Genomic DNA, 20,643 nt, shown 5'->3' with positions numbered 1-20,643 from the left:
TAGGCGTGCGGTTTCAAGTCCGCTAGTGCGCATCGTGTACGGCGCGGCTGTCCTTCGGGGCCTGCTCGCGGTCGGTCATGCCATAGTCCCGGATCACGCTGGCGATGCGCAAATGATAATCCGCGAAGATCTGTGCGCGGCCTTTCGCCTGGGTGCGCCGATGCTCCATCGTGTTGCGCCAGGCCGCCACTGCTGCCTCGTCCCGCCAGAACGACACCGACAAGATCTTGCCCTTCTCGGTCAGGCTCTCGAAGCGTTCCACCGAGATGAAGCCGTCGATGGTCTGCAGCAGCGGCTTCAGATCGGCGGCGAGGTCGAAATAGTCCTGGCGGTGTTCCGGCTTGGGCCAGACCTCGAAGATTACGGCGATCATGGGCGTCTCCTGTTGTTGCTGGGCTACAATACCACCTTGCGCAGGAAGGTGCGCTCTTCGGCGAGGATGAATTTGCTCTCCTCGGCGAAATGGAAGTTCGCCATGCCCTCCGCGTCCTGCCGCAGCCGCGCGCGATAGACCTCGTACGCGGCGAGGCTCTCGAAGGTGATCAGTGCGAAGGCGATGTTGTTGGTGCCCTCATGAGGCATGAAATAGCCGATCAGGTCACCGCCGCATTTCGGGATGATGGTGAGCCAGCGCTTCGCATATTCCTCGAACTGCGAGCGCTTGAAGGGATCGAGCTGATAACGGATGAAGACGGTGACGGGCATGATGGCTCCTTAATTTCTCGACCAAAACGCAAAACGACGCCGTCGCCGCTGAAGCAGTCTGGATTTGCTCCGCTGCGCTCGCAATGACGTGTTTGCACAGACAGACTACGCGCTTGCACCACCACAATGCTTCGGCTACCATCGAAGCATGAAATCAGGTCCCGACATTGCCATGGTCGCCTCCCTCGTCGGCGACCCCGCCCGCGCCAACATGCTCACGGCGCTGATGAACGGCCGCGCGCTCACTGCGAGCGAGCTGGCGCAGGAGGCCGGCATCACACCGCAAACCGCGAGCTCGCATCTTTCGAAGCTCGAGGCCGGCGGCCTCGTCGAGCCGGAGAAGCAGGGCCGGCACCGCTATTACCGCCTCACCGACGACGACGTCGCCGGCGTGCTCGAGGGGCTTGCCGGCCTCGCCGCGCGGACCGGTCACATGCGCGTGCGCACCGGACCGAAGGACCCTGCACTGCGGCGCGCGCGGATCTGCTACGACCATCTCGCCGGCGATCTCGGCGTGCAGATGCTGGACTCCCTGCGCCAGCGGCAGCTGGTCAGGCAGAGGAAACAGGACATCGAGCTCACGGCTGAGGGCGAGCGCTTCCTCGCCAAACATCTGCAGATCTCGCCCGACATGCTCAGCCACCCACGCCGCCCGGTGTGCAAGGCCTGCCTCGACTGGAGCGAGCGGCGTCACCATCTCGCCGGCACGCTGGGCGCGGCCTTGATGCAGCGCTTCGCCGAGCTGAAATGGGCTTCGCGCGATGCCACGCCCGGCAGCCGCGTGGTGAATTTCACGCGCACCGGCGAGAAGCAGTTCGCCGCGCTGTTCGGGAACGGAAAAGACTGATCACGCACTCCACCTGTGATCGCACGTTTGCGTGTGATTGGATGATCTCGTTATGGCCGGGCTTGACCCGGCCATCCACGTATTTATGGCCACCGTCATTCCGGGATGGTCCGAAGGACCAGACCCGGAATCTCGAGGTTCTCAGGTGCGCAATTGCGCACCTGAGTTCGCTGCTTCGCATCGCCCCGGAACGACATTACCAAACACGGGATTCCGAATGAACCGCCTCCTCCCAGCTGCGCTCGCTGCCGCCCTCGTTACAATCCCACCCGCAACACACGCAGCCGATACCGCGCCTCGCGAACCCTATGGCATCGCGCTAGAAGGCTTTGCCTATCCCTATCCCGCGCACCTCTTGCCTGTTATCAACGACGGCGAGCAGCTCAGCATGGCCCATATGGACGTGCCACCTGCGCAGCCGAACGGCCGCACCGTGGTGCTGCTGCACGGGCGCAATTTTCCGTCGAGCTATTGGGCGCCTGTCATCAAGATGCTGAGCGAGGCGGGTTATCGCGTCGTGGTGCCGGACCAGGTCGGCTTCGGCAAGTCCTCCAAGCCGCAGGGCGAACTGCATTTCGACAATCTGGCTCGCAACACCATTGCGCTGCTCGACCATCTCAAGATCGACAAGGCCGAGATCGTCGCCCATTCACTCGGCGGCATGCTCGGCGTGCGCATCGCCCGCGCCTATCCCGACCGTGTCGCCCATCTGGTGCTGACCGCGCCGATCGGGCTCGAAGACTACCGCCTCTACGTGCCGCCGACGCCGACCGAGAAGATGATCGAGACCGAGGACAAGCTGACCGCCGAAGGCTATCGCAAGCAGCTCCAGACCAATTACGCGATCAAGCTGCCGCCTGAGGCGATCACGCCGTTCATCGATGCCCGCTTCAACATCAAAGGCAGCCCCGACTATCCGCGCTGGCTGCGCGCCTTCGTCTCTTCCGGCCAGATGATTTATCGAGAGCCGGTGGCGCACGAGATCCCGCTGGTCGCGCTGCCCACGCTGTTCATCATGGGGGCCGACGATCACAACGCGCCGGGCCGGCCACTCGCGCCGGAGGCGCTGCGGGCCAAGATGGGACAGAACGCCGAACTGGCGAAGGCGCTGGCGGCGAAGATGCCGAATGCGCGGGCCGAAGTCATTCCCGACACCGGCCATCTCGTCTTCCTGGAGGCGCCGGAGAAGTACAAGGAGCTGGTGCTGGACTTTCTCGGCCGCTAGCGACACGTGCGTGTCGTCTGAGGCAGGACGCGGGGAACGTTCATGCCGCATTCAGGTCATGATTGGCAGGTTTGGATCGCAACGTGTCGGCACGTCCCAGATTTAACGTGTCGAATCGTGTCTCTTGATTCATTGTGCGCTGCAAGCGCCCCTAAGCCTGCCCCAAGGACAAGAAGGAAGATCCAATGAAATACCTGTTTGCCGCCGTCATGCTCGCCAGTGCGGTCGTCGGTTTCAGCGAGGCGGCCAGCGCTGCCGGTGGTTGCGGCCCGGGCTGGTATCGCGGCCCCTATGGCGGCTGCCGTCCGATGCGCGGCGCTGTCGTCGTTCGCCCCGCCGCCGTGGTGGTCGCCCCGGTCGTCGTCGCGCCTCGCGCGCGCGCGTGCCCCTACGGCTTCCGCTGGTACGCCGGCCGCTGCCGTCCGATCTGATCTCGTCCATTTGCCTTGCAGAGGCCGCGCGGCGAAAGCTTGCGCGGCCATCTTTTTGGGGGTGCTGCCGACGATTCCATCCTCCGTGGAACTGGAGCCTCGGAATGGAAACGGGGATCGCCAGCTGCGATCCCCGTCCATTTTCGCCGCGTATAGCGAACTTACCAGTAATGGCGGCGGCGCCAGCGCCGGCGCCAATGACGGCGGCGCCAGCCCCAGTGACGGCCGCGCCCACGCCAGTGCACCTGCTCGGGCTTCAGCTGCGTGGCCTCCTCGCTGGTCGTGACGGCAGGATGAGCGTCGGAATTGCCTTGCGGCGTGCGGGTGGGATCAGCGAGCGGTTGCGGTGACAACGGCGCGGCCTGCGCGGTCGCGGCGAAGGCGGCGGCGCTCGCCGTCACCCCCAATGCGAGTTTCAAAAAGTTCCGGCGCTCCATGACTTTCTTCCTCTTGGATCATCGTGCCAGTGATGCAGAGGAAGTGTCGCGGTGACGACATGAACCGAAGCTGAATCGTGCGTTCAGATTCAGGCGCAGCGGACTATGTATCCGGCTTATTCTGCAAACTCCTGCGCCAGCACCAGCGTCTCGCGCGTGCGCTTCACGTCGGGCCAGTCGCGGTTGAAGTCGGCGACGAGCTTATGTAGGGCGTCACCTTTCAGCATCGCATTCAGCTTCGCCTCGTCATCGAATTGATACATCGCCTGGTGCAGCGAGGGATCATCCAGGCTCCAGAACCGCCAGGCTTTGCTGACGCCGAACGCCTTCACCGCATCGGGCAGATGTTCCGTCTCGTACCATCGGTCGAAGGCGGCGCGCTTGCTGGCGGCGGTGACGGTGGCGCGGACGACGAAGAACGCTGACGGCATTGGGTTTCCTCCCATTGTTTGCAGCGAGACTAGCCGCTTCAGTCGCCGGCGACAAAAAAGTTCGTCCTTATGTCGGAATGCGCCTTCTTCGCACGTCCTTGCTTCGAACAGCGACGTGGAGATGCAAAATGGCCGACCTCACGCTGACCACTTTTGACTGGGTTCCCGAAATGCCCAGGGGCTTCGTGCGCGACCTGCGCGTGCGCTGGGCGCTGGAAGAAGTCGCCCTGCCCTATCGCGTCGCCAGCGTGCCTTTCGGCGATCGCGGGCCTGCGCATCTTGCGCACCAGCCTTTCGGTCAGGTGCCGTGGCTGACCGACGGCGACCTCTCGATTTTCGAGACCGGCGCGATCCTGCTGCATCTGGGCGAACTGAGCGAAGCCTTGATGCCGGTCGATCCGCGCGGTCGCAGTGAGACGATCAAATGGGTGTTTGCGGCGCTCAATTCGGTGGAGATGGCCAGCCTGCCCTGGGCAATGTCGAAGTTCATGGGCCATGCGGACGACACGCCGGCATGGAAATTCGTGGACGAGTTCCTCAAGCTCCGCCTGAAACATATGGAGGCGGTGCTTGCAGAGCGCGAATGGCTGGCGGGCTCCTTCTCCATCGCCGACATTCTGATGGCGGACGTGCTGCGCCCGGTCAATCGTTTTGATGGGCTCGCGAATCATCCGGCCTGCCGCGCCTACCTCGCACGCGCCACCGCCCGCCCCGCCTTCGCCAAGGCTCACGCGGATCAGATGGCCCATTTCGCCGCGGCGGATAAGGCGCGCGGAACGTGATGCGCCTCACACAATCGCTCGAGCTCTCGGCGTAGAGTCACCGCCGAAATGAAGCAGTTCGCCCGAGTTTATGTCCACCACAAGGTGCCCCATGGCCCGCATCGACTATCTCAAGCAACAGATCGCCCGCGCCGAGCGGCTAGCAAAAGCCATCCTCGACAGACAAACGGCCGAGCGACTTCAGGCGTTCGCAGCCGAATGCCGCACGGAATTGTCGGAGCTGACGCTCAAGCGGGCCGCGTGAGGCGTGCTGTTGCCGCCCGAGCGGCGCGTCACACCAGCTTCATCGGCGCATCGGTGACGACCCGAAGATCGATGCGCCCGATCAACGCCGAACGTCGCGCCTCGGCAGCACTGATGGCTTCATCCGTTTGCCGCAGCGTGCTGATGTTCGAGCCGAGGGAGACGATCCCACCGAGCACTACGGCAATCGAGCCAAGCGCTGCGGTCTGACCAAATCCGAACAGGCCGAGGATCGTAACCAACAGCAGCACCGCCCCGCCACCGATGGCGATCTTGGACGCCAGAATGTACTTACGGCACCGCTCGGCGATCTCGGCAAGCGCCTCGATCCGATCTTCGATATCAGAGATTTCGTCGGTCGGATCGTCTTCGGTCATTGGATCGAGGATACCAAATCAGAAGGAACCTGTAGCCCGCATGAGCGAAGCGACATGCGGGAACTGAACAAAGACCCGGATGTCGCTGCGCTCATCCGGGCCACGAGGCCTCACAACGGCAAATTGTCGTGCTTCTTCGCCGGCATTTCTGTCTTCTTGTCCTTCAGCATCGCCAGCGCGCGGGCGATGCGCTTGCGGGTCGAGTGCGGCATGATGACGTCGTCGATATAGCCGCGCTCGGCTGCGATGAACGGCGACAGGAAGCGGTCTTCGTATTCCTTGGTGCGCGCTGCGATCTTGTCGGGGTCGCCGATGTCGGAGCGAAAGATGATCTCGACCGCGCCCTTGGCGCCCATCACCGCGATCTGGGCGGTCGGCCAGGCGTAGTTCATGTCGGCGCCGATCTCCTTGGAGGCCATGACGTCGAAGGCGCCGCCATAGGCCTTGCGGGTGATGATGGTGACCAGCGGCACGGTGCACTGCGAATAGGCGAACAGGAGTTTGGCGCCATGCTTGATCAGGCCGCCATATTCCTGCGCGGTGCCCGGCAGGAAGCCCGGCACGTCAACGAAAGTGACGATCGGGATGTTGAAGGCGTCGCAGAAGCGGACGAAGCGCGCGGCCTTGCGCGAGGCGTCGCTGTCGAGCACGCCAGCCAGCACCATCGGCTGGTTGGCGACGAAGCCGACGGTGCGGCCGGCGATACGGCCGAAGCCGGTGACGATGTTCTTGGCGAAGGCTTCCGCGATCTCGAAGAAGTCGCCCTCGTCCACGACCTTCAGGATCAGCTCCTTCATGTCGTAGGGCTTGTTCGGATTGTCGGGGATCAGCGTGTCGAGCGACATGTCGACCCGCTCGATGGAGTCGAAGCTTGGCCATTCCGGCACGCCATCGGTGTTGTTGGACGGCAGGAAGTCGATCAGGCGCCGCATCTGCAGGAGCGTCTCGACATCGTTCTCGAAGGCGCCGTCCGCGATCGAGGAGCGCGTGGCGTGCACCGAAGCGCCGCCGAGCTCCTCGGCGGTGACGACCTCGTTGGTCACGGTCTTCACGACATCGGGGCCGGTGACGAACATGTAGCTCGTGTTCTTCACCATGAAGATGAAGTCGGTCATCGCGGGCGAATAGACGTCGCCGCCAGCGCAGGGGCCCATGATGACGGAGATCTGCGGGATCACGCCTGAGGCCAGCACGTTGCGGCGGAACACGTAGGAATAACCGGCGAGCGCAGCAACGCCTTCCTGGATGCGGGCGCCGCCGGCATCATAGAGGCCGATGATGGGCGCCCTCGCCTTCATCGCCATGTCCTGGAGCTTCGTGATCTTCAGCGCGTGGGTCTCGGACAGCGAGCCGCCGAACACGGTAAAGTCTTTGGCGAAGACAAAGGTCTTGCGGCAGTTGACGGTGCCCCAGCCGGTGACGACGCCATCGCCCGGCACCTTGGTCTTCTCCATGCCGAACTCGGTGGAGCGGTGCTCGACGAACATGTCGAACTCCTCGAACGATCCCTTGTCGAGCAAGAGCTCGATGCGCTCGCGCGCGGTCAGCTTGCCGCGGGCGTGCTGCGCCTCGATGCGCTTCTCCCCGCCGCCGAGCTTCGCGCCGGCACGACGATCTTCAAGGGCGTCCAGGATGTGTTTCATTTGCTCCCGCCAGTTCTTAAATGATGCGGGGTTCTAACACGGCATTTTGCGGGCCGGGAAGCCGCTTTCGGCGTCGCAGGGCTGCCCTGCCGCAGCGGGAAAGCGCAAGGAATTACAAAGTTTTGCCCGGGAGGCGAGCATGACGGAAGGAACGGCCGTGACGGGCGCTGCGACGGGCGGCGTCAACATCCTGCTGCGGCTGGAGGGCCTGACCCTGTTCGCAGGGATGGTGATGCTCTACGCCGCCTGGGACGGGTCCTGGCTGGTGTTTGCCTTGCTGTTCTTCGTGCCCGATCTGAGCTTCTTGGCATACCTGTCCGACGCCAAGTTCGGCGCGATGGTCTACAACGCCGCCCACAGCTACATGGCGCCGGTGACGCTGATGACGCTGGGCTTCGGCTTTGCCTCGCCCCTCACCTTGTCCATCGCCTTGATCTGGCTCGCCCATATCGGCATCGACCGGGCGCTGGGCTATGGCCTGAAATATTCGGCCGGGTTCGACTTCACCCATCTCGGGCGGATCGGACGGCAGGACAGGACCTGACCTCTCGGCCCTTGGCGGCGGACAGGACGGCAATTTTGTCACGGCTTTCCGTTGACCGGGTCAGCCGATTCAGGCTTGCTACAGCTCGCGGACAGGCGCCGAATGTAGCGTGAGCTCAGTCGGTACGGCGGCGGTCATCGCGCCCGACTGGCCCCCTTTTGGCATCACACATGTCCGCGACGGTCGTCCCCCTGCCGCCGAACAGCGCGTCCGAGACCATCGACTTCCTGCGGCGGATGGCCAGCATGGTGTCAGGGCGCAATGGCGAGATGCTGTTGCGCGCGGCAAGCCTGATCCAATCGCTGTCACAGCGGGCAATGTCGGCGGAGCGGCTGTTTCACGAGGCGCAGCAAGAGAGCAGGCGCCATGCGGAGCTGCATGAGGCCGCCGAGCGCGCCTCCAATGCCATGATCGGGCAGATCGAGACGCTGCGGACGCAGCTCACGGAGGTGACCAGCGCGGCCGCCGCCGAGCGCACCGCATTCGATGACGAGCGCGGCAAGCTGCTCTGCCTGATGCAGGATGCGGAAAGCCATATCCGCAAGCTCACCACCGAGCTGGAGGCGCTGCGCGCCTCCGTCGACAGCTTCAACGACACCGTCGTCTCCGTGCCGATCGAAGTGCTGCGGCAGGCGCGCACGCAGTTCGACTACCTCTCGAACGGCTTTGCCGGCAGAGGCGATGTCATCTCGCAGGCGATGAGCGAGATCGGCGGCTTTGCGATCGACCAGGCGCTGACGGCGAAGAAGACGGCCGACTCGGCCTGAGGCTGCAAAAGACCTCATCCAGGGAGTCCGCGCAGGCATCATCTCCTCCTTTTCCTTGTCGCGAGGCCAACCCGGCGGGCTCGGCGAAACCGGCGGCCCCCTAAGAACCGTTGTCCGGTTCGCGCGTTGGAACGGTCAAATCCCCTGCGATGGAGGTCCGCAAATGATTGGATATGGTATCGCGCGGGCAGGCCTACTCATGACGGCGCTCTGCTTTCCTTGTGGTGCTGATGCAGCCCAGGCTGCGGCATCTCCGTTCGTCGCCATGGCCGGCACATGGTCGGGCGGCGGGACGCTGAGCACGACCGATGGCGGGCAAGAGCGGCTGCGCTGCCGCGCAGCCTATAACGTCACCGCAAGCGGCACCGAGCTTCGGCTCAATCTGAGATGCGCCAGCGCAAGCTACAATTTCGATCTCGCGGGCGATGTCGAATATCGCGGCGGCGCCATTTCCGGCTCATGGAGCGAAGCCACGCGCAACGCATCCGGCACGATCTCGGGGCGCGCGGTCGGAGACCATATCGACGCAGCCGCGCGCGGCGACAACTTTTCGGCCAACCTGTCGCTGACGACGCGGGGAAGCCGCCAGAGCATCTCGATCCGTCCGCAGGGTACCAATGTCACGGGCGTTTCGTTGGCGCTCAATCGGCGCTAGATCGCGCCGATCTCGGCGAGACACGCCTGCGTCAGCGGCATTCGCTCGGCGATAAGCCGCGGCTCGCGGCAATCCATGTTGAGCGCGAATACGGTGTGCGCCTCGCCCTTCTCGGCCCAGCCGACCATCCAGCCGAGCGACGGCTCCCCGCGCTCGGCACCCAGCAATCCGGACTTGGCGCGGATGACGCTGTCGCCGACCTTGGTGACTGGCAGGATGTCGGCGACGAGATCCTGGCTGCGCTTGCTGATCGGCAGCGCACGGCGGCGCAGCCGATCGATGAAATCGATTTGCTCGACCGGATCGATGCGCAGAGCGCCCGTGAGCCAGAACTGGTCGATGCCGCCGCCGATGTCGCGATTGCCGTAGTCGAACTCGTCGACATATTTTTGCATGCGCTCCTGGCCGATGCGGCGCGCGATCTCCTGATAGACCGGCACCGCGCTGACTGCGATCGCACTGCGTAGCGTGTGGTCCTTGTTCCAGGCCTCGATGGGACGCTTGACGCCGTCCCAGGGAAATATGTCCTTGTCGGGATCGGCGACGACGCCGGTCTCCAGCGCGATCAACGAGTTCGGAATCTTGAAGGTCGAAGCCGGCAGCTTCCCCTCACCCGAGCGCTCCTTGTCGCTGGCGACGATCAGATAGTCCTCGACCTTGTAGCCGACGAAGGTGCCTGACGTGCCGAGGTCGGTGAAGCGTTTTGCAAGACTCTCGCGGATTTCGTTGCGCGGCGGCGCAACGTGGGCGCGCGCGCGGGATGGCAGGACCGCGGCTGCGGCGAGAAGAGCGAGGGTGGAACGACGGGTCAGCAAGAGCGATATCCGTGAGCAGTGAAAACAAGCGCGACCATGCAGCGGCTACGTGGTGAAACGATGACAGGTTATTTTTACCGCCCCCGGCCCGACAGCCGCAGCACGAACACCAGCACCTCGGCGACGGCTTTGTAGAGATCCGGTGGGATCTCCTCACCGAGCTCGACTTTGGACAGTGCGCCGGCCAGGACCTCGTTCTCCTCGATCGGGATGTCATGGGCCTTGGCAATTTCGACGATCTTTTCGCCGATCGTGCCCCTGCCCTTGGCGACGACGACAGGCGCGCCAGAGCCCTTCTCGTAATGCAGCGCGATCGCGAGCTTGGATGAATCGCTCATGTCGCGCGATCCAGGAAGTGGCCGGCGCGGGCCGGTGCCGGTTGCGGCGGCGAGCCGTCGCGGACCACGATATCACCGGGGTTGAGCTCGGCCCTCGTCAATGCCTGGCTGAGCTCACCGACGCCGGCACGGAGCTGCTGCGCCGTCGCCGGCCGCTCCGCCCACATCCGCACGAAGGTCTTGTCGCCGTTCAGCGTGATCAGCGCATGCACGGGACCGGCCGGCTCGATATTGAGCGAGAAGCGCGCGCGCCAGGCTTGCTTGGCGGGATCGGCGGATTCGTTGCCACCGTCACGCGAGATCTCGAATTGCGCCATCGCAGTGCCTTGCGGCGTTGCAAAGGGAATCTCGAAATTCCACTGCGGCACCATGGGATCAACGCGATGACCGCTGGCGTCGGTGCGATCGGGGAGTGAAGCGACCTGGAGCAGGATCTGCCGCGCGATTGCGGCATCGGTATCGTCGAGCAGGCGATGCACGGTCGCAGCCAACGGAGTATCGGGCGCGAGCGATGGTGAGGCGATGGATTGCGGCGATGGCAGCGCGCCACGGAACGGCGGCGGCGTCGCGCGCGCGGCGGCCTCGAAGATGTGACCGTCGGGCACGGCTTTGTTCGATCCTGGCACATTGCCGGTCAGGCGCGGCAGGTTTTGCGCGACCTCCTGCAGGAGGCTCGCGGCAAGGCCTGCCGACATACCGTTGGGCATCGTGGCCTGCGACGCGCGGCCTGCGATGTCGGCGAGCGCGGCAGCCGCGAGATTGGCGCTGCGTGGCGTTTGCGGTGGTTGGGCGATTTCGCTATCGGTTGACGGCAATGCGACCGGCGCGACCTCACCTGGCATCTGAGCCGGCGCGGCGGCGACCTGCGGCGTCCCCGTGGCAACAGGCGGACGCGCGGCACCTTGAGTCTGCGGTACGGCGGTTTCAATCGTAGCCAGCGTCTGGCGCAACACCAGCAGCGCCGCTTTCAAATCCGGCAAGGTCCCGGAGGCGGGCGTCGCACCCGCGACTAGCGAGGCCTCGAGGAACAAGCCGGATTTCTGGAACGCGGACTCGATGCCGGCGCCGTCGAGCCCAGGACTAAGCGGCGTCTGCTGCGCCAATACGTCCAGCACCGCCTGCTTCAAGCCCGCGGGCAGATTGCTGCCGGTGACGACGGACGCCAGGTTGGCGAACAGCGGCGCCTGGCTGCCCTGCCTGGTCGCGGCGTCGGCTGAGGCCAATGTAACGGCAACCTGTTCGGTCGGCGTCAGAGCAGCGCGTGCTGCATTGACCGACGGCGCAAGCGGCGGGCTTTCGACCAGCGAGGCCGCACGTGGCGTCAACGTGATCTGATCGGTGGCCGCTTCGCCTGCCCCGCCCAATACGGTGAGACGAATGGTGCCTTCATTCTCCGACACCGCCAGCTGGAGACTCTGCCCGGGGGACAGCGTCACTTCCGACATCACATCGAGGGAGAGATTGGCGATCGCGATCCGCACCAGATTGTCGGCGAGCATGCTGACCACCCTGGCGTCGACGACGCTTCCGGCCTGAAGCACGAGGTCGGGCGTCGTCGCATCAGCCACGGGGCTGGCGGCACGGACGGGAACGATGGAAGTGACCGGCGTCGGCATCTCAGGGAGCACAAAGGAGCACGGGCCACCCTAGCGCCTCCGTCGTAAACCTCTCGTTAAGGACCTGTGGTTGCGGGCGGTCTTACGGCCGCCAGCACCGCCACGGCCGCCTCGAAATCCCTGAGGCGGATGGCCCGACGGTCAGCTGCTTCCTCGTCCACGCCCCATTGCTCGGCGTTCCAGTCCTCATCGACATGGGCGGCGGCCCAGACCTGGCTGGCGTCCCGCGCGCCATGGGCGAGCGCCAGCGCCAGCAGCGCCGAGCCGGTCAGGGTCGTCACCACATGGAGCGCGGCGACCGACCAGGCATCCCGCGGCAGCGCGGCGCGCGCGGCCCGGACAGCCTCCTCCGGCTGCTTCACATGCATGATGCCCTCGGACAGGATGAAATGCGCGCCCAGCGTCTCCGCGGCCCAGAACAGCACGGGGTCCCAATGCGCGGCCTCGCGGGCGACCAGTCCCTCGGGATGGCCGGCACGATAGAACAGCAGGTCAGACTCGAAATATTTTGCGAGGTCGGCGCTGACGAGCTCGACGCGGTCGACCACTCCCTCCACCACACTGTTTGCGATCCGCGTCAGCGGCATGGCCACGGGATCAATCGTCTCGCCTTGCGCTGCCCATTCGGCAGCCACCGCATCGGCGAGCGCGCGCGCAGGGATCACCACCTGGCGGCCGGAGGGCGTACGGATCGGCTTGCCGTCGAGGGTGATGGCGAAGCCGCCCTCGGCTTCAGTGACGCTGGCTTCCTTGTAGAAGCGTTTGCGCAGCGGCGCGCGCGCGGATACGCGCGCCGATTCCCGCGGATCGGGCGGGGTTTGCCCCGCAGCTTCATCGAACAATTCGCGCATGTCGGTGTTTCGATCCCGTGTCGTCAACCAAGTTACCAGTGCCGTCATGGCTTCGCCAGGACGACGATGGATGCTGCTAATTCGCGCAACTGCGCGCATAAGTGCCGCGATCGGCCGGGCCCAGTCCTGCGGCTGCAGCGTCGTCGAGGCACTTCGATACGCGATCGCTGAACGAATTACGCGGAAGCGGCCGATAGTTGTAGCGCGGCGGCGCATCGAATTGCGGAACTTTCGGCACCTCGATTTTCGGCGGCGGTGGCGGCGAAGGCGGCGGAACGACTTGCGAGGGGTCCGGCAGCACATATTGTGCCTGAGCCCCCTGCCCCATGAGCAGCGCGGTCAAACCCATGAGGCAGATCGAGAGCCGTTTCATGGGCGATATGTTGTGCTGAGACCGCCCCCATTCAACTTAACTATTCTTCAGGCGCGTTTTCGATCGGATCAAATCTGGTTGCGTCCAGCCCGAGCAGGTTCCACGACTGCTGCATGTGTGGCGGCAACGGCGCGGTGGCGTCGATCACGCCGCCGCGCGGATGCGGAATGACGATGCGACGTGCCAAGAGATGCAGCCGGTTTTGCAAGCCGCCCGGCAGCTGCCAGTTCTCGATATTGAAATATTTGGGATCGCCAACGATGGGATGGCCGATATGAGCCATGTGGGCGCGCAGCTGGTGGGTGCGGCCCGTCACCGGCTTCAGCGAGACCCAGGTCAGCTTGTTGCCGGCGGTCTCGACCACCGCATAATAGGTCACCGCGTGGCTCGCGCCCTCATCGCCATGCTGGGCGATGCGCATGATGGTGTCGTCCTCGCCCTCCTCTTTCGCCAGGAAGGTCGAGATGCGGCCCTGCTTGGGCTTCGGCAGACCCGGCACCAGCGCCCAATAGACTTTGCGCGCCGAACGCGAGCGGAACGCGCCGGTCAGATGCGAGGCGGCGAAGCGCGTCTTGGCGATCAGGAGGCAGCCGGACGTCTCCCGGTCGATGCGGTGCACGAGGCGCGGCTTCTGGCCCTTGGCGTCGCGCATCACCTCCAGCATCTGGTCGATGTGGCGCGTCATGCCCGAGCCGCCCTGCACGGCAAGGCCGGCGGGCTTGTTCAGGACGAGGACGTCGTCATCCTCCCAGATCGTCATCTCCTTCAGCGTCTTGAGCGTCTTCTGCGCAGCTTCCGAAAGCTCGCCGACCACCTTCGGCGCATCGAGCTTCAGCGGCGGAATACGGACGCTCTGTCCCTCTTCCAGCCGGTCCTTGCTGTCGACGCGCTTGCCGTCGACACGCAGCTCGCCTTTGCGGACGACGCGCTGGATGTGGGAGAACGACAGGCCGGGAAAGCGCGCTTCGAGAAAACGATCGACGCGCATGTTGTTCTCGTCCGCCGTCACGGTGACGGTCTGCACCTTGGTCGGCAGCAATGCTTCGACCGGTTTTGCCGGCGCAGCCTTTTCCAGCACAGCTTTGCCCGGACGGCGCTCGGCACGTTCGCCTGCAAAGCGCGGCGGCTTGCTGCCGGGCTTCCCGCCCGGCCGCGCCCCCGCCTTCTTCGCGCTGCGCGCCTGATGCGGACGCGCGTCCTCGCGCTCGTCACGCGAACGGGGCCTTGGATTCATTCTCTTGATGCGACGGCTCATGATCGCCTGCCTAGCCTAAAAGCGGCCTTTCGTCACGACGAAATGGTCGCCTCTAGCGCGAGCCGCCCCGCTCCTTGCGGAGCTTGGCCCAGTAATCCAGCCGCTTCCTGATCTCGCGCTCGAATCCGCGTTCGGGCGGGTCGTAGAAGGTCTGGCGACCCAGGGCTTCCGGGAAGTAGTCCTGGCCGGAGAAGGCATCCGGGGCGTCGTGGTCATATTCGTAGCCGGTGCCGTAGCCTTCCGACTTCATCAGCTTGGTCGGGAAATTGAGGATGTGCTTTGGCGGCAGCAGCGAGCCGGCCTGCTTGGCCACCTGCATCGCGGTGCCGAAAGCGGTGTAGACGGCGTTCGATTTCGGCGCGGTGGCGAGATAGACGACGGCCTGCGCGATGGCGAGCTCGCCTTCGGGATGGCCGAGGAAGTCGAAGGCGTCCTTGGCGGCATTGGCGATGACGAGCGCCTGGGGATCGGCAAGCCCGATGTCCTCGACCGCCATGCGCACGACGCGGCGGGCCAGGAACAGCGGGTCCTCGCCGGCATCTAACATGCGCGCGAGGTAATACAGCGCCGCATCGGGATCGGAGCCGCGCACCGACTTATGCAGCGCCGAGATCAGATTGTAATGGCCGTCGGCCGATTTGTCGTAGATCGGCGCACGGCGCTGCAGGATCTCCTGCAACTGCGCGGCATTGAAAATCTCGTCCGCCCGCGCCGAACGCCAGACCTCTTCGGCAAGCGTCAGCGAGGCGCGGCCGTCGCCGTCAGCCATGCGCACCAGCACCGCGCGCGCCTCTGCGTCGAGCGGCAGCTTCTTGCCCTCGACCGCTTCCGCATGCGCGAACAGTTTTTCGATCGCAGCGGCATCGAGCGAACGAAACACCAGAACGCGTGCACGGGACAGAAGCGCCGCGTTGAGCTCGAAGGATGGATTCTCGGTGGTGGCGCCGATCAAGACGACGGTGCCGTCTTCCATCACGGGCAAAAACGAATCCTGCTGGGCGCGGTTGAAGCGATGCACCTCGTCGACGAACAGCAGCGTGCCCTTGCCCATCTCGCGGCGAGCGCGCGCGGCATCGAACGCCTTCTTCAAATCGGCGACGCCGGAGAACACGGCCGAAATCTGCTCGAAATGCAAATCCGTCGCGTCCGCCAGCAGCCGCGCCACCGTGGTCTTACCTGTACCCGGCGGGCCCCAGAAGATCAGCGAGCCGAGCGTGCGCGTCTCCAGCATGCGCGTCAGCGCACCGTCGGGGCCGAGGATGTGGTCCTGGCCGACGACCTCCGACAATGTGCGCGGACGCAGCCGGTCCGGCAGCGGATGCGGAGCCTCGTGGTCGAGCCCCGCCGCGGCAAAGAGAGTTGGCGTCTGCTGTGGTCGTTTCGGACTCATCCGCCTAGCGTGACGTTGATCTGCTGACCGCCGCGCACCAGCGTGATGCGCCAGAGCCGCGACCGCTCGCCTGCGGCCTTCTCGAGGTCGCCGGTCTTGCCGATCTTCTGGTTGTTGACGGCGAGGATGATGTCGCCCTTCTGGAAGCCGACATTCGCGGCGGCGGTATCGCCGCCGATATCGGTGATCACGACGCCTTCGGTGTCGGCATCCAGATGCAGCTCGTCAGCGACCGCCGGCGTGATGGTCGAAACCTTCGCGCCCTGAAACGGCGAACGCGCCGTGATGACGAGCTCGTTGCGCCCGCTGTCGGGTGCGGTTTCCAACGCCACGGTCAGCTTGACCGGCTTACTGCCGCGCTGCACGTCGATCTGCGCGGTACCGCCGAGCGGACGGGTTGCGAAGCGGTAGTCGAAAGCGTTGGGATCATCCACGGTCTGACCGTCGATCCCGGTGATGAGGTCGGAAGACTTCAGGCCGGCCTTCGCTGCGGGGCCATTCGGCACCACGCTTGCAACCAGCGCACCGGTCGGCGAGCGCAGGCCGAGGCTTTCGGCGATCTCCGGCGTCACCGCCTGCAATTTTGCCCCGAGCCATGGCCGCTTCACTGCCTTGCCGCCGCTCTTGGCGGAGGCGACGACGACGCGAACCATGTTGGCGGGAATCGCAAAGCCGATTCCTTGCGAGCCGCCGGAGCGCGAATAGATCGCTGTGTTGATGCCGGCGAGCCTACCGCTCATGTCGACCAGCGCGCCGCCGGAATTGCCGGGATTGATCGGCGCATCGGTCTGGATGAAGAACTGGTAGTCGGTGATGCCGACCTGCGTACGCGCGAGCGCCGAGATGATGCCGTGGGTCACGGTCTGGCCGACGCCGAAAGGATTGCCGATCGCGAGCACGACGTCGCCGACGAGCAATTCGTCGGAATTGGTGAAGTCGAGGGTCGGGAATTTCTCCTTGGTGTCCTTCAGGCGGAGCACGGCGAGATCGGTGCGGGAATCCTTCAGCAGGATCTCGGCCTCGAACTCGCGCTTGTCCGACAGCGACACCTTGACCTGGTCCGCGCCCTCGATGACGTGCACGTTGGTGACGACGAGGCCGGAGGCATCGACGATCACGCCGGAGCCGAGCGAACGCTGCATCTGCTCGGGCTGCTGGCCCGGCACGCCGAAGAAGCGGCGAAAGATCGGGTCGTCCAGCAGCGGATTGCGGTTCTGCACCACCTTGGCGGCATAGACGTTGACGACCGCCGGCTGCACCCGCTGCACGATCGGCGCATAGGACAGCCGCAGCTCGGCCGGGGACGACGGGACACGGCGGTCCTGCGCTGAAGCCGGATTGAAATGGGCCGAAAAGGCCATGCACAATGCGGTGACCGCGGCAGTCCAGGTCGATCGAAACATTCCTACCTCTTGGAAAAGACGCCGGAATATAGGCGCGTTCGCCCCCCAATAGAAGGGCGCCGGATGGCAATATTCGGCCTCTTCCCGGCGCCTCGGACCACACAGGTCCGCCGTGCGAATCGGCAAATCGGCCGGGCGGTGCATTGGCATGATGCGTGTCATCTTGCATGGTGACAGAGCCGGATTCGGTTGCGGCGAATTTACATCAGTGGGAACCACATCGCCGGGGCGCGCCGTCGCGGGGCAGTCATCGATCGTTCCTAGGCTCTCCGCTTGCGACTTGGGGAAGTCAGTCAAACGATGGAGGCGTAATGTGAGCAGGACAAGAATTGCAGCCACGGCGATTGGTCTCGCCGGCGCGCTAGCGGCTTCGCAGGCCCAGGCCCAAACGCCGACCAACAGCGAGCAGGAGATCGCGCTGTTGAAGCATCAGCTGAAGCTCTTGGAGCAGAAGCTCGACAAGCTCCAGAGCCAGACTGCGGCGAACACCGCGGCAACGGCGAAGGCGCGAGCCGAGGCGAAGGCGGAAGCCAAAGCCGAAGCCCGCTCGGAAGCGAAGGCCGTCGTTGCCAACGCCAATGCGGCGATCCCCGTCAAGGGACCAGCGCCCGCCTCCGGCGTCGTCGTGACGATGCCGAACAACCGGCCGACCATCTGCACCGCCGACCAGGCCAACTGCGTTGCCATCACCAGTCGCCTGCATTGGGATGTGGGCGGCTATGACTATCGGCCCAACACGGCGGCGACCGTGCCGCAGAAGCTCGACAGCGGCGAGAACGTCCGCCGCGCGCGCATCGGCGTCACCGGCAAGTTCTTCAACGACTGGAACTTCGCGCTCGTCTACGATTTCGGCGGCTCGTCGGACGGATTTGGCGGCACCGCGCCGGGATCACTGCCGGGCGGCGGCGTCTCCGGCGTCGAGAACGCCTACCTCAGCTACACCGGCCTGAAGCCGTTCGGCGGACGAATGGCGATCGAGGCCGGCATCATGGACCTGCCCTACACCCTGGACGAGGCCACGAGCTCCAACGATATCATGTTCATGGAGCGCGCCTCGCCCGGCGTGATCGCGACCAATATCGCCGCCGGCGACTTCCGCTCCGCAGCCGGTGCGCGCTGGTTCAACGACCAGCTCTGGATCGGCGGCTATGTCACGGGGCCCTCGACCGGTGCGATCCATTCCGCCTCGAGCGCGGCGCCGCCCGGCACGAGCGAACAATATGGCGCCGTGGCGCGTGTCGCCGGCAATCCCGTTAGCGGCAAGGACTACTCGGTGCATATCGGCGCCGACGCGCAATGGCTGATCCAACCGCCGCGCAATTTGATCGCCAACACGCAGACGGTCACGCTCAGCGATCGTCCGGAGTTGCGTCTCGACCCGACCACGCTGATCTCCACCGGCGCCATCGCCAATGCCTCGGGCGCGCAGGTCTACAGCGTCGAGGCAGCGGCTACCTACGGGCCGTTCATCGTCCAGGGCGAGTATTTCTGGTACAATGTCGATCGCACCGCCAACACCGGCGTGCCTCTGGTCGGCGCACCGAGCCTGAAATTCCAGGGCGGCTATGCGCAGGCCGGCTACGTGCTGACGGGCGAAGGCCGCACATACAATGCGGCGAACGCGGCCTATAGCGGCGTCAAGCCGGCGCATCAGTTCTCGCTCGACGGCGGCGGCTGGGGCGCATGGGAGATTGCGGGGCGCTTCTCGACGATCGACCTCAACAATCGGTTGGGAGCAGCGACCGGCGTCGCCGGCGGCCGGCAGACCGTCTATACGCTCGCGCTCAACTGGTACGTCAACGGCAATGTGCGCTTCATGCTCGACTATCTGCACGGAACGGTGTCGCGACAGGCCTCGCCGATCTCGACCGCTGACGTCGGCTCGAAGTTCGACGCGGTGGCGATGCGCACGCAGTTCGCGTTCTGACGCTCACCCTTTCCGGGAGCGGTATGATCCGCTCCCGGATACTCACGCCGCTCGCTTCGGCTTCTTCGCCACTACGGGCGACGGTGCGCAGGACAGCCGCTCCTGATGGCTCTCGCCCCAGGCTTTCAGGATATCGATCACGGGCTTGAGGCTCTCGCCGAGTTCGGACAGGCAATACTCCACGTGCGGCGGCACTTCGGCATAGACCTTGCGGATGACGAGATTGTCCTCCTCCAGCGCGCGAAGCTGCTTTGTCAGCATGCGCTGGGTGATGCCGGGCATCCGGCGGCGCAATTCGCCGAAGCGCTGGGTTCCGCTCTGCAGGTGGTAGAGGATCACGCCCTTCCACTTGCCGTCGATCAGGTCCAGAGTCGCATCGACAGAGCAGCCGGGACGACGAGCAAAATTGCGCCGTTTCATGCGTGTTTTCCCAATAGTATCCAAACAGGGACTATATCCCCAAATTTAGAGTACTTGCCAATTTGAGGCCAAGGCGACAGTTAGAGCTGCGGGCGAACACGCCATCTGATGGAGACAAGCCATGAAGGCCGTCGGCTACAAGAAATCGCTTCCGATCGAGGATGCGGATTCACTGATCGATTTCGAGACCGCAAAGCCCGAGCCCGGAGGGCGCGACATCCGTGTCGCCGTGAAGGCGATCTCGGCCAATCCGGTCGATTACAAGGTGCGCAAGCGCGCCGCCCCGCCCGAGGGCGAGACGAAGATCCTCGGCTATGACGCGGCCGGCGTGGTCGATGCCGTTGGCCCCGACGTGACGCTCTTCAAGCCGGGTGACGAGGTGTTTTACGCCGGCTCGATCCTGCGCCAGGGCACCAACGCCGAATTCCACCTGGTCGACGAGCGCATCGTCGGCAACAAGCCGAAGTCGCTCTCGTTCGCGCAGGCAGCAGCCCTTCCCCTCACCTCCATCACGGCGTGGGAATTGCTGTTCGACCGTCTCGGCGCCGTGCCCGGCAAAAGCGTCGATCCGCGCACGCTCTTGATCACGGGCGGCGCCGGCGGCGTCGGCTCGATCCTGATCCAGCTCGCGCGCCGCCTCACCGGATTGACTGTGCTCGCCACCGCAACACGGCCGGAGTCTCGAAAATGGTGTCTCGATCTCGGTGCCCATGCGGTGATCGACCACGGCAAACCGATGAAGGAGCAGATTGAGAAGCTCAAGCTGCCGCCGGTCGCGCTGGTCGCAAGCCTCACCTTCACCGACCAGCACTATAAGGCGATCGCCGATTTCATGGCGCCGCAGGGCCGGTTCGGTCTGATCGACGATCCGCCCGAGTTCACCATGAGCACGTTCAAGGGCAAGGCGATCTCGGTGCACTGGGAATCGATGTTCACGCGCTCCTCGTTCCAGACGCCTGATATGATCGCGCAGCATCATCTGCTCAACGATGTCGCCGACCTCATCGACAAGGGTGTGTTGCGCACCACGCTCGACCAGACCTTTGGCACCATCAACGCCGCTAACCTCAAGCGTGCGCACGCGCTGCTGGAGAGCGGCAAGTCGCGCGGCAAGATCGTGCTGGAGGGGTGGTAGCGAAAACCTCGTAAGGTGGGCAAAGGCGCACTT

General features: G+C 64.7%; 25 protein-coding genes. 10 read left to right on the top strand and 15 right to left on the bottom strand.

Going from position 1 to position 20,643, the window contains the following annotated elements; translation table 11 throughout:
- Positions 1–22 precede the first annotated feature (22 nt).
- The gene (locus P6U29_RS18080) at positions 23–373 is read right to left on the bottom strand and encodes an antibiotic biosynthesis monooxygenase family protein (RefSeq protein ID WP_407118799.1); all 351 of its coding nucleotides are present in this window, start codon (positions 371–373) and stop codon (positions 23–25) included.
- Positions 374–396: 23 nt separating this feature from the next.
- The gene (locus P6U29_RS18075; protein ID WP_407118798.1) at positions 397–705 is read right to left on the bottom strand and encodes an NIPSNAP family protein; all 309 of its coding nucleotides are present in this window, start codon (positions 703–705) and stop codon (positions 397–399) included.
- 148 nt (positions 706–853) lie between these two features.
- Here P6U29_RS18075 and P6U29_RS18070 point away from each other — a divergent pair, with 148 nt between their 5' ends.
- The 3 genes from P6U29_RS18070 to P6U29_RS18060 all read left to right on the top strand — a co-directional run bounded on the left by P6U29_RS18070 (position 854) and on the right by P6U29_RS18060 (position 3,208).
- Positions 854–1,552: a metalloregulator ArsR/SmtB family transcription factor gene (locus P6U29_RS18070; protein ID WP_407118797.1), complete on the top strand. Its 699-nt coding sequence runs from the start codon at positions 854–856 to the stop codon at positions 1,550–1,552.
- Positions 1,553–1,769: 217 nt separating this feature from the next.
- The gene (locus P6U29_RS18065; protein WP_407118796.1) at positions 1,770–2,777 is read left to right on the top strand and encodes an alpha/beta fold hydrolase; all 1,008 of its coding nucleotides are present in this window, start codon (positions 1,770–1,772) and stop codon (positions 2,775–2,777) included.
- A 185-nt stretch (positions 2,778–2,962) separates the two neighbouring features.
- Complete coding sequence (locus P6U29_RS18060) at positions 2,963–3,208, top strand: GCG_CRPN prefix-to-repeats domain-containing protein (protein WP_407118795.1); 246 nt, start codon at positions 2,963–2,965, stop codon at positions 3,206–3,208.
- A 161-nt stretch (positions 3,209–3,369) separates the two neighbouring features.
- On the opposite strand, the gene P6U29_RS18055 is transcribed toward P6U29_RS18060, so the two are convergent.
- Positions 3,370–3,645, bottom strand: coding sequence for a twin-arginine translocation signal domain-containing protein (locus P6U29_RS18055; RefSeq protein ID WP_407118794.1), 276 nt, complete (start codon positions 3,643–3,645; stop codon positions 3,370–3,372).
- Between the two features lie 116 nt (positions 3,646–3,761).
- On the bottom strand, positions 3,762–4,076 hold the full coding sequence (locus P6U29_RS18050) for a hypothetical protein (RefSeq protein WP_407118793.1): 315 nt from the start codon (positions 4,074–4,076) through the stop codon (positions 3,762–3,764).
- A gap of 128 nt (positions 4,077–4,204) precedes the next feature.
- Here P6U29_RS18050 and P6U29_RS18045 point away from each other — a divergent pair, with 128 nt between their 5' ends.
- Entirely contained in the window at positions 4,205–4,858 is a 654-nt protein-coding gene (locus P6U29_RS18045; protein ID WP_407118792.1) for a glutathione S-transferase family protein, read from the top strand.
- A 91-nt stretch (positions 4,859–4,949) separates the two neighbouring features.
- Complete coding sequence (locus P6U29_RS18040) at positions 4,950–5,102, top strand: hypothetical protein (RefSeq protein WP_407118791.1); 153 nt, start codon at positions 4,950–4,952, stop codon at positions 5,100–5,102.
- A gap of 28 nt (positions 5,103–5,130) precedes the next feature.
- On the opposite strand, the gene P6U29_RS18035 is transcribed toward P6U29_RS18040, so the two are convergent.
- Positions 5,131–5,478: a hypothetical protein gene (locus P6U29_RS18035; protein WP_407118790.1), complete on the bottom strand. Its 348-nt coding sequence runs from the start codon at positions 5,476–5,478 to the stop codon at positions 5,131–5,133.
- Between the two features lie 110 nt (positions 5,479–5,588).
- A complete protein-coding gene (locus P6U29_RS18030) occupies positions 5,589–7,121 on the bottom strand; it encodes an acyl-CoA carboxylase subunit beta (RefSeq protein WP_407118789.1) in 1,533 nt (510 codons plus the stop codon).
- A gap of 139 nt (positions 7,122–7,260) precedes the next feature.
- Here P6U29_RS18030 and P6U29_RS18025 point away from each other — a divergent pair, with 139 nt between their 5' ends.
- From P6U29_RS18025 to P6U29_RS18015, 3 genes are all read left to right on the top strand, one after another.
- Complete coding sequence (locus P6U29_RS18025) at positions 7,261–7,665, top strand: DUF4260 domain-containing protein (protein WP_407118788.1); 405 nt, start codon at positions 7,261–7,263, stop codon at positions 7,663–7,665.
- A 170-nt stretch (positions 7,666–7,835) separates the two neighbouring features.
- Positions 7,836–8,432 (top strand): hypothetical protein, encoded by a 597-nt coding sequence (locus P6U29_RS18020; protein WP_407118787.1) that lies wholly within the window; start codon positions 7,836–7,838, stop codon positions 8,430–8,432.
- Positions 8,433–8,595: 163 nt separating this feature from the next.
- A complete protein-coding gene (locus tag P6U29_RS18015) occupies positions 8,596–9,087 on the top strand; it encodes a hypothetical protein (protein ID WP_407118786.1) in 492 nt (163 codons plus the stop codon).
- On the opposite strand, the gene blaOXA is transcribed toward P6U29_RS18015, so the two are convergent.
- The 8 genes from blaOXA to P6U29_RS17975 form a co-directional block, all read right to left on the bottom strand.
- Entirely contained in the window at positions 9,084–9,902 is an 819-nt protein-coding gene (blaOXA, locus tag P6U29_RS18010; RefSeq protein WP_407118785.1) for a class D beta-lactamase, read from the bottom strand. The genes P6U29_RS18015 and blaOXA overlap by 4 nt on opposite strands.
- Before the next feature lie 74 nt (positions 9,903–9,976).
- Positions 9,977–10,240 carry an EscU/YscU/HrcU family type III secretion system export apparatus switch protein gene (locus P6U29_RS18005; protein WP_407118784.1) on the bottom strand — a complete coding sequence of 88 codons (264 nt, stop codon included), beginning with the start codon at positions 10,238–10,240 and terminating at the stop codon, positions 9,977–9,979.
- Positions 10,237–11,856 carry a flagellar hook-length control protein FliK gene (locus P6U29_RS18000; protein ID WP_407118783.1) on the bottom strand — a complete coding sequence of 540 codons (1,620 nt, stop codon included), beginning with the start codon at positions 11,854–11,856 and terminating at the stop codon, positions 10,237–10,239. Before P6U29_RS18000 ends, P6U29_RS18005 begins: the two co-directional genes overlap by 4 nt.
- 56 nt (positions 11,857–11,912) lie before the next feature.
- On the bottom strand, positions 11,913–12,707 hold the full coding sequence (locus tag P6U29_RS17995) for an ATP12 family chaperone protein (RefSeq protein ID WP_407118782.1): 795 nt from the start codon (positions 12,705–12,707) through the stop codon (positions 11,913–11,915).
- A 76-nt stretch (positions 12,708–12,783) separates the two neighbouring features.
- A complete protein-coding gene (locus P6U29_RS17990; protein WP_407118781.1) occupies positions 12,784–13,080 on the bottom strand; it encodes a hypothetical protein in 297 nt (98 codons plus the stop codon).
- A gap of 40 nt (positions 13,081–13,120) precedes the next feature.
- Complete coding sequence (locus P6U29_RS17985; RefSeq protein WP_407118780.1) at positions 13,121–14,335, bottom strand: RluA family pseudouridine synthase; 1,215 nt, start codon at positions 14,333–14,335, stop codon at positions 13,121–13,123.
- 52 nt (positions 14,336–14,387) lie between these two features.
- Positions 14,388–15,725, bottom strand: coding sequence for a replication-associated recombination protein A (locus P6U29_RS17980; protein WP_407118779.1), 1,338 nt, complete (start codon positions 15,723–15,725; stop codon positions 14,388–14,390).
- Positions 15,722–17,128 (bottom strand): DegQ family serine endoprotease, encoded by a 1,407-nt coding sequence (locus P6U29_RS17975; RefSeq protein ID WP_407118778.1) that lies wholly within the window; start codon positions 17,126–17,128, stop codon positions 15,722–15,724. Before P6U29_RS17975 ends, P6U29_RS17980 begins: the two co-directional genes overlap by 4 nt.
- 313 nt (positions 17,129–17,441) lie before the next feature.
- Between P6U29_RS17975 and P6U29_RS17970 the strand changes: the two genes are divergently transcribed.
- Positions 17,442–19,055, top strand: a complete 1,614-nt coding sequence (locus P6U29_RS17970; protein WP_407118777.1) for an OprO/OprP family phosphate-selective porin — start codon at positions 17,442–17,444, stop codon at positions 19,053–19,055.
- Between the two features lie 42 nt (positions 19,056–19,097).
- Here P6U29_RS17970 and P6U29_RS17965 read toward each other — a convergent pair whose 3' ends face one another.
- Entirely contained in the window at positions 19,098–19,475 is a 378-nt protein-coding gene (locus P6U29_RS17965; protein ID WP_407118776.1) for a winged helix-turn-helix transcriptional regulator, read from the bottom strand.
- Positions 19,476–19,596: 121 nt separating this feature from the next.
- Here P6U29_RS17965 and P6U29_RS17960 point away from each other — a divergent pair, with 121 nt between their 5' ends.
- Positions 19,597–20,610 carry a zinc-binding alcohol dehydrogenase family protein gene (locus P6U29_RS17960; RefSeq protein WP_407118775.1) on the top strand — a complete coding sequence of 338 codons (1,014 nt, stop codon included), beginning with the start codon at positions 19,597–19,599 and terminating at the stop codon, positions 20,608–20,610.
- Positions 20,611–20,643 lie beyond the last annotated feature (33 nt).

This window comes from Bradyrhizobium sp. LMG 9283 (assembly GCF_045571415.1).
Taxonomy (GTDB): Bacteria; Pseudomonadota; Alphaproteobacteria; order Rhizobiales; family Xanthobacteraceae; genus Bradyrhizobium.
The sequence above is the reverse complement of the archived record's forward strand: the minus strand, read 5'-3'. Positions and strand labels throughout refer to the sequence as shown.